Origin of the sequence: Pengzhenrongella phosphoraccumulans (genome assembly GCF_045689905.1) — a bacterium.
GTDB lineage: Bacteria > Actinomycetota > Actinomycetes > Actinomycetales > Cellulomonadaceae > Pengzhenrongella > Pengzhenrongella phosphoraccumulans.
In genome coordinates this window covers 193,887-209,467 of the sequence record NZ_CP144210.1, presented here as the reverse complement: position 1 = coordinate 209,467, position 15,581 = coordinate 193,887, and the positions used below count along the sequence as shown (strand labels likewise).

Annotated in this window: 17 protein-coding genes and 1 pseudogene; 11 read left to right on the top strand and 7 right to left on the bottom strand. The window is 68.3% G+C overall.

Annotated features, from left to right (window positions below; all coding sequences use genetic code 11):
• Window positions 1-54: 54 nt before the first annotated feature.
• A pseudogene (locus tag VTA80_RS01020) lies at window positions 55-297 on the bottom strand (DUF3105 domain-containing protein); the annotation flags it as partial.
• On the opposite strand from VTA80_RS01020, the gene VTA80_RS01015 reads away from it, so the two are divergent.
• Window positions 229-624, top strand: a complete 396-nt coding sequence (locus tag VTA80_RS01015; RefSeq protein ID WP_407345848.1) for a hypothetical protein — start codon at window positions 229-231, stop codon at window positions 622-624. The pseudogene VTA80_RS01020 and the gene VTA80_RS01015 overlap by 69 nt on opposite strands.
• Before the next feature lie 185 nt (window positions 625-809).
• On the opposite strand, the gene VTA80_RS01010 is transcribed toward VTA80_RS01015, so the two are convergent.
• Genes VTA80_RS01010 through VTA80_RS01000 form a run of 3 tightly spaced genes read right to left on the bottom strand, consistent with a single transcriptional unit; the run spans window position 810 to window position 2,760 of the window.
• Window positions 810-1,574, bottom strand: coding sequence for a vitamin K epoxide reductase family protein (locus tag VTA80_RS01010; RefSeq protein ID WP_407343572.1), 765 nt, complete (start codon window positions 1,572-1,574; stop codon window positions 810-812).
• Window positions 1,575-1,596: 22 nt separating this feature from the next.
• Window positions 1,597-1,914 carry a DUF2933 domain-containing protein gene (locus tag VTA80_RS01005; protein ID WP_407343571.1) on the bottom strand — a complete coding sequence of 106 codons (318 nt, stop codon included), beginning with the start codon at window positions 1,912-1,914 and terminating at the stop codon, window positions 1,597-1,599.
• A gap of 57 nt (window positions 1,915-1,971) precedes the next feature.
• The gene (locus VTA80_RS01000) at window positions 1,972-2,760 is read right to left on the bottom strand and encodes a prolipoprotein diacylglyceryl transferase (protein ID WP_407343570.1); all 789 of its coding nucleotides are present in this window, start codon (window positions 2,758-2,760) and stop codon (window positions 1,972-1,974) included.
• A gap of 316 nt (window positions 2,761-3,076) precedes the next feature.
• On the opposite strand from VTA80_RS01000, the gene VTA80_RS00995 reads away from it, so the two are divergent.
• The 7 genes from VTA80_RS00995 (at window position 3,077) to VTA80_RS00965 (ending at window position 9,597) form a co-directional block, all read left to right on the top strand.
• Entirely contained in the window at window positions 3,077-3,490 is a 414-nt protein-coding gene (locus VTA80_RS00995) for an antibiotic biosynthesis monooxygenase family protein (protein ID WP_407343569.1), read from the top strand.
• Between the two features lie 131 nt (window positions 3,491-3,621).
• On the top strand, window positions 3,622-3,846 hold the full coding sequence (locus tag VTA80_RS00990) for a heavy-metal-associated domain-containing protein (RefSeq protein WP_407343568.1): 225 nt from the start codon (window positions 3,622-3,624) through the stop codon (window positions 3,844-3,846).
• The gene (locus tag VTA80_RS00985) at window positions 3,843-4,025 is read left to right on the top strand and encodes a hypothetical protein (protein WP_407343567.1); all 183 of its coding nucleotides are present in this window, start codon (window positions 3,843-3,845) and stop codon (window positions 4,023-4,025) included. The genes VTA80_RS00990 and VTA80_RS00985 overlap by 4 nt, the downstream gene beginning before the upstream one ends.
• Window positions 4,022-6,331: a heavy metal translocating P-type ATPase gene (locus VTA80_RS00980; protein WP_407343566.1), complete on the top strand. Its 2,310-nt coding sequence runs from the start codon at window positions 4,022-4,024 to the stop codon at window positions 6,329-6,331. Before VTA80_RS00985 ends, VTA80_RS00980 begins: the two co-directional genes overlap by 4 nt.
• 190 nt (window positions 6,332-6,521) lie before the next feature.
• Window positions 6,522-6,695: a YHS domain-containing protein gene (locus tag VTA80_RS00975; RefSeq protein ID WP_407343565.1), complete on the top strand. Its 174-nt coding sequence runs from the start codon at window positions 6,522-6,524 to the stop codon at window positions 6,693-6,695.
• Window positions 6,696-6,776: 81 nt separating this feature from the next.
• Window positions 6,777-7,058, top strand: a complete 282-nt coding sequence (locus VTA80_RS00970; protein ID WP_407343564.1) for a metal-sensitive transcriptional regulator — start codon at window positions 6,777-6,779, stop codon at window positions 7,056-7,058.
• Window positions 7,059-7,149: 91 nt separating this feature from the next.
• Window positions 7,150-9,597 (top strand): heavy metal translocating P-type ATPase, encoded by a 2,448-nt coding sequence (locus tag VTA80_RS00965; protein ID WP_407343563.1) that lies wholly within the window; start codon window positions 7,150-7,152, stop codon window positions 9,595-9,597.
• A gap of 576 nt (window positions 9,598-10,173) precedes the next feature.
• Here the strand turns inward: VTA80_RS00965 and VTA80_RS00960 are convergent.
• Genes VTA80_RS00960 through VTA80_RS00950 form a run of 3 tightly spaced genes read right to left on the bottom strand, consistent with a single transcriptional unit; the run spans window position 10,174 to window position 12,091 of the window.
• On the bottom strand, window positions 10,174-10,794 hold the full coding sequence (locus VTA80_RS00960; RefSeq protein WP_407343562.1) for a peroxiredoxin family protein: 621 nt from the start codon (window positions 10,792-10,794) through the stop codon (window positions 10,174-10,176).
• Complete coding sequence (locus VTA80_RS00955) at window positions 10,791-11,744, bottom strand: cytochrome c biogenesis CcdA family protein (protein ID WP_407343561.1); 954 nt, start codon at window positions 11,742-11,744, stop codon at window positions 10,791-10,793. The genes VTA80_RS00960 and VTA80_RS00955 overlap by 4 nt, the downstream gene beginning before the upstream one ends.
• A gap of 2 nt (window positions 11,745-11,746) precedes the next feature.
• Window positions 11,747-12,091 (bottom strand): glutaredoxin, encoded by a 345-nt coding sequence (locus VTA80_RS00950; protein ID WP_407343560.1) that lies wholly within the window; start codon window positions 12,089-12,091, stop codon window positions 11,747-11,749.
• A 167-nt stretch (window positions 12,092-12,258) separates the two neighbouring features.
• Here VTA80_RS00950 and VTA80_RS00945 point away from each other — a divergent pair, with 167 nt between their 5' ends.
• The 3 genes from VTA80_RS00945 to VTA80_RS00935 all read left to right on the top strand — a co-directional run bounded on the left by VTA80_RS00945 (window position 12,259) and on the right by VTA80_RS00935 (window position 14,887).
• Window positions 12,259-12,990: a response regulator gene (locus tag VTA80_RS00945; RefSeq protein WP_407343559.1), complete on the top strand. Its 732-nt coding sequence runs from the start codon at window positions 12,259-12,261 to the stop codon at window positions 12,988-12,990.
• The gene (locus VTA80_RS00940; protein ID WP_407343558.1) at window positions 12,987-14,135 is read left to right on the top strand and encodes a sensor histidine kinase; all 1,149 of its coding nucleotides are present in this window, start codon (window positions 12,987-12,989) and stop codon (window positions 14,133-14,135) included. Before VTA80_RS00945 ends, VTA80_RS00940 begins: the two co-directional genes overlap by 4 nt.
• 227 nt (window positions 14,136-14,362) lie before the next feature.
• Window positions 14,363-14,887, top strand: coding sequence for a DUF4395 family protein (locus tag VTA80_RS00935; RefSeq protein WP_407343557.1), 525 nt, complete (start codon window positions 14,363-14,365; stop codon window positions 14,885-14,887).
• Window positions 14,888-15,581: the final 694 nt, after the last annotated feature.

The window sequence follows — 15,581 nt, the reverse complement described above, 5'->3', positions numbered from 1 at the left end:
GGGGTCTGGGGTCTGGGGGCCATTGACGTAGGAGCCAAGGAAGACGGGCAGTCGCTCGTCGGATGCCGAATCGAGCGCGAGCTGGATGCCCCAGGCGCTCGCCACGACGGGCGAGGCGAGCCCCTCGCGGGGGCTCACCAGGACGTAGTTGTCCTTGGCTGCGAAGTCGCGCAGCGTGTCGACCTGGCCGGGAGGCAGGCTCGGGTCGTAGGTGATCCAGACGGCGCCGTGCTCAAGAGAATGCACGGCGTTCTCATCGACGATCGGCTCGGAGTAGAAGCCGCAGACCTGCTCGATCGCGGAGTGCGCACCACCGGTGGGCGGGTTCTGGGCGTAGTCGACTTTGGTGTCGACGTGGTCCTGCGAGAGATCAGTGAAGGTCTTGAGGCCCGGAATCGGGTCCTTCGCCTGGGCAGCGAGATCGGCGTTCTTGGCGCTCTGATCGACCACGATCGCAATCGTGGTGCCGACCAGGCCGAGGACCAGGACGCCCGCGAGCGAGGCGATGACCCAGGCGCGCTTGCGCTCGGCCCTCTTCTGCTCAGCCTTGACCTGCGCGAGCCGTGCCCGGCGTTAGGTCAGTTCGGTCTTGCGGTTGCGGTTCACGAGCGGGGCTCCTCTTGAGCGACGGGTTGTAGGTGACGGCAACCTCTCTCTCGCACGGGGCGAGGGGCGCGATATCGACGGTACGTGGCTCTGAGACGACAACCCAGCAAAAGTGGCAGCCCGCGACGGATCTTCAGCAACTCTTCATAGTTCACTGCTCTCCCGGGTACAGCGCCCGGCGCCCGCCGCCGACAACCGAACACTCAGCCGAAGACCGCCGCGCCGTACTTCGCCAGGATGAGCGCGATCAGCAGGATCAGCCAGGCGACCACCAAGAACACGTCGTTGTCGCTGCGCACGAACTCGAGCGCCCGACGTTGCAGACTCGCGGGCAGGAACAGGTTGCCCTCGCGCAGGTTGTAGTGGGTCAGGCTCCAGAAGACCAGCGTGGTCGACACCGTGATGAGTAGGCACCACGGGCACAGCGCGTGGATCACGAACGTGGACTGGGCAAAGAGCCAGTAGGCAAAGATCAGTCCGAGCGTGTAGACCAACTGGGCCGACGCCATGAACCATCGCGGGAAGCGCACCCCGCCGAGCAGCGCGACCGCGACGGTGATGACGACCGACTCGGCGATGAGGCCGAGGAACGCGTTGGGGAACCCGAACAGGCTCGCCTGCCACGAGAGCCCGACCTGCCCGCAGCTGATCACTGTGTTGATGTTGCAGCTCAGAGCAGCCTGTGGATCGCGGGCGAGTTCGACGGCGTCGACCGAGAGCACGAACGACGCGAGCAGGCTGAGGCACGCGGAGAAGAGCATCGTGCCGAAGATCCAGCCCTCGGAATGGCGCAACCGGTGCATCCGATTGACTCGGTCGTCGGTCACCACTCCCGCCCGCCTTTCGGTTGCCGGGTCAGCATGTTCGGTCTCGCGGTAGCGGTTCACGAGCGTGGGCTCCATTTGAGTGGCGGGATTGAAGGTGACGTCGACCTCCCCTCCGCGGGCGGTGTGGGGCGCGACATCCATGAAGGGGCCCGGGTCGTCCTGGTCAGTTTCGGTCGGTGGGCTTCGGCGGGTGGGCCGCGGTGTAGCTGGTCGAGTCGGACCACACCGGCGGTGCGTCGTGATCGTGGGGGCGTGGGGTCGGGGTGGTGTTGCCGTGCTGGTGGCTGTTGCCTCCGCCGCGCATCATGTACAACATCCCGATCATCATCAGTGGGCAAGCCAGCAGGAAGGCGAAGGGCAGGGCCTCCCCGAAGGACCTACCAGCGAACAGCAGCACGACGAGGACGAACGCCCCGATGCCGACCATCGCGAGCAGGTGGTTTTTCCCGCCGTGGTTGTGTCCCTGCATGTTGGTGTTCATGGTCGAGTTATCTCCTGTGGATTGTCGGGATTGCTTGACGTACTGAAACGTCGGGTCTCAGCTGGCCGACCGGGCGCCAGCGGTCGCGACGTCGGGCATCGCGACTGCTTCTTGTTGAGTGAGGGTGAGCGGTCGGGTGCGGGCGATCAGGGCGCCGCCGACGACGAGGCTGGCCAGTGCCCAGAGCTGGGGTTGGGTCAGCCCAAGGAGCGCGGGTTCGTTGATGCGCAGGTATTCGACGAGGAACCGTGAGAGCCCGCTCAGCACGAGGTAGGCGCCGAAGACCGCCGGCGGGTTCCACCGCTTGCCGATCGCCCACAACCCGCCGGCGATCACGATGGCGGCGAGGGTCTCGTACAGGGGCGTCGGGTGCACGGGGACGCTCGTGGGCACCACCCCGTGCGGGAACGTCATCCCCCATGGCAGGGAGGTGGGTCGACCGTAGGTGCCGTCGCCAGCGAGCAGGCACCCGATCCGCCCGATCCCGTAGGCGACCGTTAGCGGGACAGCGGCCGCGCCGGCGACCGTGCCGAGGGCAAGGTGGTGGCGCCGCACGATCACCACCGCGGCGATGACGCCGCCGATGAGGCCGCCGTACCAGGTGAAGCCCATCCCGCCGAGGTGGTGCAGCTCGAACGTCGGCTGTTCGAGCAGGAAGTAGATCTTGGCGCCGACGAACCCCCAGATCGTGGCCCACAGCACCAGTGAGTACGCCGAGTCGCGCTTGAATCCCAGCCGTTCGAACGCGCGGGCGAGCAAGTAGGCGGCCACCAGGGCTGCCAAGGCCTTGCTCACCCCGTAGGACTGGATGTCGAGCCCAAAGATTGAGAACAGAACCGGCCGCACGTGTTGCTCCACTCCTTCGTGGGCGCAGACGGGCGTGGCGGTTCACTCCCGGACCGTGCGTCCGGGACCAACGGTGGTGCACGGTGATGAAGGACCACCCCGGGGAACGGTCAACGTTTGATGAAGGGCCGCCGGTGCGACCGGCCGGGACGTCGGCCTTCGTCCCGGCCCGTCAGCGTGCCGGCCGGGCCCGGAGGCCTGGATCTTCAGGGGATCTTCATCGGACCTCGACCCGACATGCCTGGTTGTCAGGAGAACCTGAGTAGTCAGGGCCCGAACGCTGTTGCGTCCTGCCTCACGAAATTGAGCACCACCGTTGGAGGAATGCATGTTTGTCGCAATTGCCAGCTTCCCCGAAGTTCCCACCGATCGAATCGACGAGTTCCAGGCGTGGTTCGCCTGGTCCAACGCCCAGTTGCGCGGGACGGACGGTCTGGAGGGTCGGCGTCTGCTGCGCGCGACTGACGGCGGCTACGTCGGCCTCGTCGAGCACCACAGCGCCGAAACCTTTGCCGCGATGCACACCAGCGACCAGGCTGCCCGGGTGCAGGCGCGCCTCGAAGAGATCCTCGCCGACAAGCCCCAGGCGGCGGTGTATGACGTCGTCGTCGCGTCCCCCGCCGCAGGTTCGTGCTGCGGCGGCGGTGGCGGCCATGGGCGCGCGCAAGAGGCCGTCGCTGTGGAACATGTCGAGCTCCAGGTCGCCGGCCGCTGCTGCCAGGACGCCTGAAACGCACCTGGCTCGGACTGCCGCCCCGTCACCTCGGGTTCGACATGTATACCCCTAGGGGGTATACATGAAGGTGGGTTCGCTCGGCGGGCCGAATCGCTGTTCGCACCATTGACTCCAGGGAGATCGACATGAGCACCACGACGTACACCGTTTCCGGGATGACCTGTGGCCACTGCGTGGCCGCCGTGACCGAAGAGGTCACCAAGCTCGACGGCGTGAGCGGCGTCGAGATCACGTTGGTCAAGGATGGACAGTCCCAGGTGACGGTCACCAGCTCGGCGCCCCTGACCGAGGACTCGGTTCGCGCGGCGGTGGACGAGGCCGGCTACGAGCTTGTCGGCGCATCGGCGTGAGTGACGCGGGCCGGCTCGCGGGATTCGGCGTCGTGCTGGCGGCGGCGTTGGGCCTCGGGTTCGGGATCGGCGCCCTGGTCGGCCCCGTGGAGACCGGTGGGGCGCCCGCCGTCATGCACGAGAGCAGCGCGACGGCCCCCGGCGGGCCGGGCGCGGTGGAGACGGAGACAGTTGAGTGAGCCAGACGATCGAGTTGGAGATCGGCGGCATGACGTGCTCGTCGTGCGCCGCGAGGATCGAGAAGCGCCTGAACCGGATGCCCGGGGTGGAGGCGAGTGTCAACTACGCGACCGAGAAGGCCAAGGTCGAGCTGCCCGAGGGCACCACGCTCGAGGACGCGGTCGCGACGGTCGAGGGCACCGGCTACACCGCCCGTGTGCGTGAGCCGGTTCGTCCCGTCGCAGACGCCGCCACCGGGGGTGCGGTCGCCGAGCCCGTCGACGAGACCGCGGAGCTGCGGCACCGGTTGATCGTGTCGGCGGTCTTGACCGCACCGGTCCTGGTGCTCGCGATGGTCGAGCCGCTGCAGTTCGACAACTGGCAGTGGCTGTCCTTGACTTTGGCCACGCCGGTCGTGGTGTGGGGTGCGTGGCCGTTCCACCGGGCCGCGTGGGCCAACGCCAAGCACGCCGCCGCGACGATGGACACCCTGATCAGCGTCGGGGTCCTGGCCGCGTTCGGGTGGTCGCTGTACGCGCTGTTCTTTGGTGCCGCCGGCGCGAACGGCATGCGGATGGCGTTCAACCTCACCCCGCAACGAGGGTCCGCCTCGGGTGAGATCTACCTGGAGGTCGCCTCCGCGGTGACCGTGTTCATCCTGCTCGGGCGCTACTTCGAGGTCCGCGCGAAGAAGCAGTCGGGCGCGGCCCTGCGGGCGCTGCTTGAGATGGGCGCCAAGGACGTCGGCGTCGTGCGCGACGGCGTCGAGGTGCGCATCCCCGTCGACCAGCTCGCCGTCGGCGACGAGTTCGTCGTACGACCGGGCGAGAAGATCGCCACCGATGGGACCGTCATCGACGGGGCGTCCGCGGTGGACGCGTCCATGCTCACCGGGGAACCCGTCCCGGTCGAGGTCGGCCCCGGGGACACGGTGGTGGGAGCCACCGTCAACGCCGGTGGACGCCTGCGGGTGCGGGCCACCCGGGTGGGCGCCGATACCCAGCTCGCGCAGATGGCGCGCCTGGTCGAGGACGCCCAGACCGGCAAGGCCCCGGTCCAGCGCCTGGCCGACCGCGTCGCGGCCGTGTTCGTCCCGATCGTGATCACCTTGTCCGTCGCGACGCTCGGCTTCTGGCTCGGCGCCGGGGCCGGTGGCGAGATGGCGTTCACCGCGGCCGTGGCCGTGATGATCATCGCGTGCCCGTGCGCGCTCGGCCTGGCCACACCCACGGCACTGATGGTCGGTACCGGGCGCGGTGCCCAGATCGGGATCCTGATCAAGGGCCCGCAGGTCCTGGAGTCCACCCGTCGCGTGGACACCATCGTGCTGGACAAGACCGGCACGGTGACCACCGGCAAGATGCGCCTCGTGGACGTCCTTCCCGCTGCGGGCACGGACGCCGATGAGCTCTTGCTGCTGACGGGGGCCCTCGAGGACGCCTCGGAGCACCCCATCGCCGGCGCGATCGCGGCCGGCGCGCGCGAGAAGCTGGGGGACCTGCCCGCGGTGGAGTCCTTCGCCAACAGCCAGGGGCTGGGCGTCTCGGGCGTCGTGGACGGCCACGCGATGGCCGCCGGGCGGGTCGCGTGGATGGCCGAGCAATGGGCGCAGGCCCTGGATGAGGACCTGGCCGAGCAGCTCGAGGAGGCTGAGGGCGCCGGGCAGACCGTCGTCGCGGTGGGCTGGGACGGCGAGATCCGCGGCCTGATCATCGTGGCGGACACAGTCAAGACGACCAGCGCGCAGGCAGTCACCGAGCTCAAGGCCCTCGGGCTGCGCCCCGTCCTGCTCACGGGCGACAACGCCCGGGCCGCGCGCTCGATCGCCGCCCAGGTCGGCATCGACGAGGTCATCGCCGAGGTGCTGCCCGCCGACAAGGTCACCGTCATACGTGACCTGCAAGCCGCCGGCCGGGTCGTGGCCATGGTCGGCGACGGCGTCAACGACGCCGCGGCGCTGGCGCAGTCCGACCTGGGTATCGCGATGGGCACCGGAACCGACGTGGCGATCGAGGCAAGCGACCTCACACTCGTGCGGGGGGACCTGCGCGCCGCCGTGGACGCCGTGCGCCTGTCCCGGCGCACCCTGGCGACGATCAAGGGCAACCTGTTCTGGGCGTTCGCCTACAACGTCGCTGCGATCCCGCTCGCGGTCGCGGGGCTGCTCAATCCGCTCATCGCGGGTGCCGCGATGGCGTTCTCCTCGGTGTTCGTCGTCAGCAACAGCCTGCGGCTACGCCGGTTCCGGGCCGTGTCCATCGACCCCACCACCGAGGCCCCCGCGGCTCGCACCCAGGAGCCCGAACCAGCGGCAGTCGCCGGCTGACCAGGATCGGGTCCGGCCTGACGATCGCGCGGACGATCGTCAGGCCCACGGCGGGCCATTCTCGCTGCCCGCGGCCCCTCGGCCTACCGGCCGCGGGCGTGCAATCCGCGCAGCGATCGACAACTTCGCCCGCATGCCACCCACCGACCCGGTGTCGGACATCGAGCGCGATCAACAAGAGGAGCACGACATGTCAGAGACGTCCCCGAAGGCGACCGACCCGATCTGCGCCATGACCGTCGACCCTGCCAAGGCGGCCGCCAGCGTCGAGTACGACGGCCGCACGTACCACTTCTGCTCCAAGCACTGTGCGGCGACCTTTACCGCAAAGCCCGAGAACTACGCCAGCGCGACGGTGTCGTAGCGCGACCGTCGCCGGGGGCGGAGCGTCCGCTCCCGGCGGGCGACCGCTGGCCGGCCGCACCGAGAAGGAAAGGAACCCGGGATGACCGGCGAGAGTAGTTCCAAGCGCGATCAGCTCATCCGGTTGCGCCGCATCGAGGGTCAGGTACGCGGGATCGCCAACATGGTCGAGCAGGACACCTACTGCATAGATGTCCTCACCCAGGTCTCAGCAGCCTCACGAGCACTGCAATCCATGGCCCTCGGGCTGCTGGAGGAGCACATGAGCCACTGCCTGGTGGCTGCCGCCCGAGTTGGCGGAGACGAGCAGGAAGCCAAGCTCAAGGAGGCCACGGCCGCGATCGCTCGCCTCGTACGGAGCTGAATCGGTCGTCGCCCACCCGCCCACTTGCACAAGGCACCACCGCCCTTCCCGATGCTCGGGTCCGGCCACGAAATCCCGAGAGGAACCGAACATGAACGCTCGGACCACAGTCCTGCAGGTCGGGGGGTTGAGCTGGGCGTCGTCGGCCTCGGTGGTGGAGCGGACGCTGCTGCGTCGCCCTGGGGTGCTCGCGGTCGAATGCAACGCTGTCGCACAGACCGCGACCGTCACCTACGACCGGCACCGCACCGACGTCGCCGAGCTGACCGGCTGGATCAGGGACTGTGGATTCCACTGTGCGGGGCAGTCGGTGCCCCAGCACGTGTGCGACCCGATGGCCGAACCCGCTGCCACGATCACCGCCAATCCGCCCGCCGCCCACGCGGCGCATGATGAGCACGACGCGCACGACGCGCACGACGCGCACGACGAGTCTGCCGGGCACGCCGGGCACGCGACTGCCGGGGTGTCATCGCATGACGCGATGGGTCATGGCGGGGGACATGGCGGCGGGTCGATGGCGGCCATGGTGCGCGACATGCGCAACCGTCTCATCGTGGCGGCCGTGCTGTCCGTGCCGATCCTGCTCTGGTCCCCGATCGGGCGGGACGTGTTGGGCTTCACGGTCCCCGCCCCGTTCGGGCTGCGCGATGACGTGTTCTCGTTGATCTTGTCGTTGCCGGTGATCTTCTACTCCGCGTGGATCTTCTTCGACGGAGCGGCCCGGGCGCTGCGGGCCTGGACGCTGGACATGATGGTCCTGGTCGCCGTCGGGGTCGGCACCGGGTGGCTGTACAGCGTCGCGATCACCCTCACCGGTGGTGGGGACGTGTTCTACGAGGCTGCCACCGTGCTGACGTCGTTCGTGCTGCTCGGGCACTGGCTGGAGATGCGTGCCCGGGGTGGGGCGAGCGAGGCAGTGCGGACTCTGCTCGAGCTGGCTCCGGCGATGGCGCTCGTGCTGCGCGATGGCGAGCCGGTCGAGGTGCCGACCGCTGAAGTGCGGGTCGGGGACCTGCTCCTGGTGCGTCCGGGGGCGAAGATCCCGGTCGACGCGGTGGTCGAGGAGGGCGAGTCCGACGTGGACGAGTCGATGGTGACAGGTGAGTCCCTGCCGGTGGCCAAAGGGCCGGGCGCGGACGTGGTCGGGGCCTCGATCAACACCACCGGGACGCTGCGGGTGCGCGCGTCGAAGGTCGGCGCGGACACCGCCCTGGCCCAGATCGTCGCGATGGTCCAGGAGGCGCAGAACTCCAAGGCCCCCGGGCAGCGGTTGGCGGACCGGGCAGCGTTCTGGCTCGTGCTGGTCGCCCTCGTGGCCGGCAGCGCGACGTTCGTGGTCTGGTTCGCGACCGGGGCGAGTGTGCAGACCGCGATGCTGTTCGCGATCACCGTGGTGGTCATCACCTGCCCGGACGCTCTGGGCCTGGCCACCCCGACGGCGATCATGGTCGGTACCGGCCTCGGTGCCCAGCGCGGGGTGCTGTTCAAGAACGCGACCGCGCTGGAGACCTCGGCGTGGATCGATACGGTCGTGCTGGACAAGACCGGCACCCTGACCAAGGGCGCACCGGAGGTTACCGACGTGATCGTCTCCGGGTTGCCGGAGGACGAGTTGCTGGCTCTGGTCGCCGCCGTCGAACGCGAGTCTGAGCACCCCCTGGCCCGGGCCATCGACCAGTACGCGGCCGAGCGTGGGGTGGCGAAAATGGAGCTGTCGGACTTCCGCAACATCCCCGGCCACGGCGCGAGCGCGCAGGTGGACGGCCGCCGGGTGCTCGTGGGCAACAGCCGCCTGATGCAGGCCGAGGGGATCGACCTCGGTTCCCTCGCGGGTCGTCGCGACGAGCTGGCTGCCGAAGGGCGGACCGCTGTGCTCATCGCGGTGGACGGTCAGGTGGTCGGGGTGATCGCGCTGGCGGACGCGGTCCGGGACACCGCGGCGGCGGCCGTTGCGGCCTTGCACGAGTCCGGGATCGAGGTCGTCATGCTCACCGGCGACAACGAGGCGACCGCCCGTCGGATCGGCGACGAGCTCGGCATCGACACCGTGATCGCCGAGGTCCTTCCCGGGGACAAGGCGGCAAAGATCGCCGAGCTGCAGGGGGCCGGCAAACGGGTGGCGATGGTGGGGGACGGCGTCAACGACGCCCCCGCCCTGGCCACGTCCGACCTTGGCATCGCGATCGGCGCCGGGACCGACGTCGCGATCGAGGCGGCCGACGTCGTCCTGATGCGCTCGGACCCGCTGGACGTTCCGGTGGCGCTGCGCATCGGCAAGGGCACGCGCCGCAAGGAGCGGCAGAACCTGGGCTGGGCCGTCGGCTACAACGTGATCGCCTTGCCGATCGCGGCCGGGGTCTTCGCGTCCGGGTTCGGCCTCGTGCTTCGCCCGGAGATCGCGGCGCTGTCGATGTCCGGGTCGTCGCTCATCGTCGCGGTCAACGCCCTGCTGCTCAAGCGGCTCAACCTGCCGACCCCGACACCCGCCCCCGCACCCGGTGCGGAAGCAACCGCTGGGGCGGCGCAGCGGTCTTGATCCCTGCGGGGTACCCAGTGCGAATCTTCAGCGATTCTTCGTCAATTCTGGGCCAATTCACGCGGGCTAGTCGGTCACGCTAGCGGTGACGCGGATCTGGGGAGGTACGAGGTGGATGTGAGCACGTGGCTCGTCCTCGGCGGCGTCAGCTTGATATATGTCGCGCTCGGGCTGTGGGCGGTGTCCCAGATCTTCCCCGCCGACGCGTCATCGCGCGATAGTTCGCGGGCCACGAGGGAGTCGGACCTGAACCGAACCGACTGAGCTTCGGCCGCCTGTGTCATCCCTTTTCGGCAGCGGCGGCCGTGAACTCCCAGTCGCATGGTTCGAAGGATTCGCCACCACTGCGGCGGCGCGCGGGATTGGGCCTCCCAAGGATGGGCCCTACATCGGCCAGCGTCGTTCTCGTTAACCGCGCCTGTTCCTCGTCTCAGAGTTGCGCGACCTGCCGGCAGGCGCCGGTTTGCGGCATGCGGCCAAGGCGTCCGGCAAAAACTCGCTCCGACCGTCCGGCGCGGCACGGTAACCGTCGCAAGTTGGGTGATGCGAGACGGCGTTCGCGCCTCTTGCGGCCGCTCACGCAGCGAGTAGGGCGGTGACCTTGTCGAGGAGCTTGGCGGGTTCGAGCCACATGGATGGGTACTCCCCGTACCAGAGCTGGGTGCCGTCGGGGCTGATCAGGACGAAGGAGTGTCCGGGAAGGCCTTCGTGCATGCCCTTGCCGAGGGTGTCGTAGGCCTGGGAGACGGTGCCGTCGTCGAGCAGCACGGGGGTGGTGGCGCCGTACTGGTCGAGGTCGGGCTGGATCTGCTCGCGGGTGTTCATCACGATGGGCAGGACGCTGATCCCTGCTGCGGCGAAGCCCGGGTCCTTCTCGATCGCGGCTAGCTGCATGGTGCACGCGGCGCAGCCGGCGCCCTCGTTGAAGTACAGGATCACTGGACCGCCGCGGTAGTCGCTGAGGCTGACGCTGGTGCCAGTCGTGGTGGGCAGGGTGAAGGCGGGGGCTGTGCGCTGGGTTGCGGACGCGTCGGGACGAGAGGTGAGCAGGCCAACGGTAACCAGTGCGGCGATGAGGACGAGCGCCCCGGCCCACGCCCCAAGCTGGTAGCGGCGGCGGTTGCGGTGCGTCGTGGCGCGTGCCGTCGCCTGAGCTTGGACGATCGCGGCGTGCTCTGCCTTGCTTCGGGTGCTCATGTGTGTGGCTCCTTGGGTGCACCGACGGCCTGCGCCGAGTCGGCTGATGTGGTGTGGGCGGGGCAGTCCGCCTGGTCGCCGTCGTCGTCGTCGGTTGGTCTGCGGTGCAGGGTGGCGATGATGAAGATGGAAGCGACGGCGAGCAGGCCGATCCCGAGTACGACCTCAGGGACGGGCGCGAGCCAGATCTGGACGCGCTCGAAGCTGCGGGCGAGGTTCTGGCCGATGGCGCTCTGGAGCGCGGACCCGCCGGTCATCTCTCCGGCCGCGGCCAGGTAGAAGATCCCAGCGCTCATGATCGTGAATGCCACCGCGACCCCGATGTTGAGGGTGTTGGTCGCCAGAACCCGGCCGGCGATGCGGATCCGGACCGGGCGCGCGCGCATCCACCGGCGCTCGGACAGGTGCGCCTTGTCCCACACCAGCGCCATGACAAACAGGGGGAAGACCATGCCGAACACGTACGCAAGGCCGAGGGTCAGCCCGCCGATAGCGGATCCGGACAGTGCCGACAGGGTCATCACCCCGGCCAGGACCGGGGCACAGCAACTGGAGGCGATCCCGGAGAACACCCCGAGGGAGAAGAAGCTCGCCGTGTCTGCGCGGGTGGTGTCGGGGGAAGCGATGAACGACGGCAGCGACCACATGCGCCCGGACAGGGACAACGCGGCCAGGACCAGCATGAGGACCGCGCCCGCGTAGTAGAGCGGTGCGTGGTAGTTCGCGATAGCGCCGGCGATCAGTCCCATGCCGAGGGTGATCGGGACCAGGACCAGGGCCAGACCCGCGGCGAACACGAAGGTGAGCGGCAGGAGGCGCCAGCGCCGGTTCTTGACCGCCACGGCCATGTAGCTCGGTGCGAGGAACACGATGCAGCACGGCGCGAACAGCGCCACGCCGCCGGCGAAGAACGCGGCCAGAATGCTGCCGGTCGTGAGCAGGTCGCCCATGGTCAGCCCGCCATCGGGGAACGGTCGCGGGCTGCGACCTGCTCGACCGCGACCTGCTCGAGCAGCGCGGTCAGCTTCTTGCGCGGCAGCCGGCCCGCGCTGAAGAACCGTCCGTCGATCAGGACGAGCGGGTTCATGGCGGGTCGGTGCTTCGCGGTCAGGAGCCGACCCTCGTCGGACTCCAGCGCGACGATCCGCACGGCCAACGGGAATCGCTCTGCCAGGAGCGACAGCGACTGTTCCGCGTCGTCACAAAAGTGGCACGCAGGGGCATGCACAACCGTGATGTTGATCCCCGTCGCCCGGCGCGGGAGATCTGGTGCGTGGCGGGTTGTCTTGCCGAACATGGGTCCTCCGAAGCGATGACGGCGCGGGCGCTCCGGGCGCCGCTGGTAGGAATCCTCGGGCTTCTGACCCGCAGGGAGCCGGTAGAAGTGATGAAGATTCGATCAAGCCTTCGCTCGTCTTCGGACGGGTGGAACTCCCGGTGGAGCTGGCGCGCGAAGATGGGCACATGGCAATTCCCGCCCCCGAGCCTCGAACTCCCGCCGCCCGCCCGCGCGTGCTGGTCGTGGACGACGAGCTTCCCCTGGCCCGGCTGGTCGCCACCTACCTTGACCGCGACGGGTTCGAGGTCGAGACCGTCGGTGACGGCGAGGAAGCGATCGCCCGCGCCCGCGCGTGGGAACCTGCCGTGATCGTGCTCGACCTAGGGCTGCCCGGTGTCGACGGCGTCGAGGTGTGCCGGGCTGTGCGGACCTTCTCCGACTGCTACATCGTCATGCTCACCGCCCGCGTCGAGGAGATCGACAAGCTCGTGGGCCTGTCCGTCGGGGCAGACGACTACCTCACCAAGCCTTTCAGCCCCCGGGAGCTGGTCGCCCGGGTTCGTGCCATGCTTCGCCGCCCGCGGCAAGACGATCCCGGGGTCTTCGAAGAGGCTCCGGTCGAGTTCGGAGACCTCTCGATCGACCTCGCCGGGCGGGAGGTCCGCGTGGCGGGAGATCTCGTCGACCTCACCCGCACGGAGTTCGACGTCCTCGCGGCCCTGGCCGCGCGCCCCCGCATGGTCTTCACCCGGATTCAGCTGATCGAGGCGGTGTGGGGTGGTGGGTGGGTAGGGGACGAGCACCTCGTCGACGTCCACGTCGGGCACGTGCGCCGCAAACTGGGGGACGACTCCGCCGCGCCGGTGTTCATCCGGACGGTGCGCGGCGTGGGCTACCGGATGGGCCTGGGCGAGTGAGGTGGGGGCGACCCTGGATCGGCGGGCAAAGGAGCCTCGGTGCCCGCCTGCTCGGGGCCATCGTCGTGGTCGTGTTCGTGGGCGGCGCCACGGCCTGGGTCGTTGCGGCAGGCATCGGCCCGGCGATCTTCCACGAGCACATGGCCCGCATCGGCGGCAATGATGCTCTCGCGGTCCTGCACGCCGAAAGGGCATTCCGTACCGCCTCGGCGCTGTCGCTGGCGTTCGCCCTGGCAGCAGCCCTGCTCACCTCCGTGGTGGTCAGCGTCTTCGTGACCCGGCGCATCACACGCTCGCTCAGCCCGGTGACGGTGGCCGCCGGGCGAGTCGCAGACGGTGACTACACCGCGCGGGTCCCCGCCGTAGGTATAGGCACCGAGTTCGACGAACTCTCCGAGGCGTTCAACACGATGGCAGCGGACCTGGGCCGGATCGAGGTGAGTCGATCCCAGATGCTCGGCGACCTCGCCCACGAGATGCGCACCCCGGTGTCCACTCTGGCGGCCTACCTAGAGGCGATCGCCGAGGGCGTCGAAAAGGCCGACGCGCCAACCTTGGCCATGCTCTCTGACCAGGTCGCGCGATTGGCGCGGCTCAGCGAGGACATTGCCCTTGTCACCACCGCCGAGGAAGGCCGTCTGACGATGCGGCGCACGCCCCTCGTCGTCGCGCAGGTCGTGGCCGACGCAGCCGCTCAGGCGACCCAGCGGTACGCCAGCGGTGGGGTGGACCTCGAGGTACGGGTCTCGCCGATCGCCGCGACGGCCATCATCGACGCGGACGCAGACCGGCTCGCCCAGGTCCTGACCAACCTCCTCGACAACGCGCTACGGCACACGCCATCTGGGGGCAGGGTCGCGCTGATGGCCGACCGCGCAGGCGCGTTGGTCCGCATCGTGGTGGCTGATGACGGTCAGGGAATCGCCGCTGACCACCTGCCGCACATCTTCGATCGGTTCTACCGCGTCGATACTGCCCGCGACCGCGCCCACGGCGGATCGGGCGTCGGCCTCGCGATCGCCAAGGTGATCACCGAAGCTCACGGCGGAACGATCACCGTTCATAGCGAGGGGCCGGGCCGAGGCGCGGTGTTCACCATCGCGCTGCCGGTCAGGGGCGTCTCGGGCAGGGAGTCGGGAGAGTAGATCGGTGGGGGCCGGACGCCCTCGCCGCTCGAGTTCATCACGAGTCTCGGGCATCTCGGCATCTCGGCATCATGGTGACCGGCGGGCCAGCGACATCTATGTCGAAACTTTATGGTCTGCTGACCCGATCGATACACGGGCACGACAGGATGGACGTTGACCGGAGCTCGAGACAAAACGCGCCGGAGACATTGACTGTAGGTAGCAGACAGAATTTGTGACGCGGGATGGATTCCAACTTAAGGGAGGATGACAGAATGGCGATCCTGAGCGCTTCTCTGGAGAAAAATCTTGATCGGCAAGGATTTGCAGATCTCGACGCATCGGCCAAGTCCTGCTTCGCGATGCCGCTGCGATTTACTCCTGCGGTGGGAACTATTCTGATTGTAACCGGACTATTCTTTCAGTCGGTAATTTGGATCGGAATCATGGCCCTTGTAGCCTTCAGCGGCGCTATCTGGCCGCGAGGGATGGCTCTCGATTTGATCTACAATCACGTCATCCGACATCTTTTCGGGTCTCCGTCTCTTCCGTCCACGCCAACTCCGCGACGATTCTCGTACCTGCTCTCCACTGCGATGCTAACAATTTCGGCAGCATGCTTCTATTACGGAGAGAGCCTGCTCGGGTTCATTTTTGGAGGATTCGTCGTCTTCGGAGGGGCGATTCTGACCGTCAGCCTTTGGTGCCTCGGGTCTTGGATATACAGACTGGGTTTCAGGTCTCGAGGAGGAGTTCAAATATCTGACTGAGACGTTCCATTTCGCCTGGGATCGCGTGTGGATCCGGTCGGACCGAGCGGAACTTGATCCCGGGATCGACGTCGCCGGTCGTGACCAGCATCTACCGGTCGTCTTCACGTGAGGTCCCGTTTCCGTTCGCCGTCACGCTGAATAATCGCGGACTGTGTTCGGCCTCGCTTGCTCCTTGTTGAGAGTTCGTCGCGGACTCCTGCCCGCGGGGCGGCCAGGACTGGCGTTGGACGATTGCGCTTCCCATTTCATTGGGGCAACCACGGACTCGATCCAAGAAAAGGGAGAGAAGCGATCGCCGCATAGTGCCACGTAAGTGATGGCCTGGGTAAGCCGCGATTCGGCTTCTCGGCGCTGACGACGACTGTTTCAGAACCGATCCGCTCCTCCGACGGCGGGGCCGGGCGTGGGGAGTGCTGAGCGAGCGGGTGGGCTATCGAGACAACGTTTGGGGTGCTGGCGCTGACGATCGGCTGCGTCTGGTGCCGGTGCGGGTGATGGTGTCTAGGGCGCTGCGGGTGGTGCGGCCTGCTTGGCGTTCGCTGAGTCCTGCGCTGACGGCGGCTTCGACGAGCGGGCTGAGGTCGGCGACACCGGCTTCGGCGGCGCGGCAGGCGGCCCAGAACAGGGCGTTGTCGCGGTTGCCCTCGGTCTGACGCGCGACGTGCGCGGCGAGCCACGCGGTCGGGTCGAC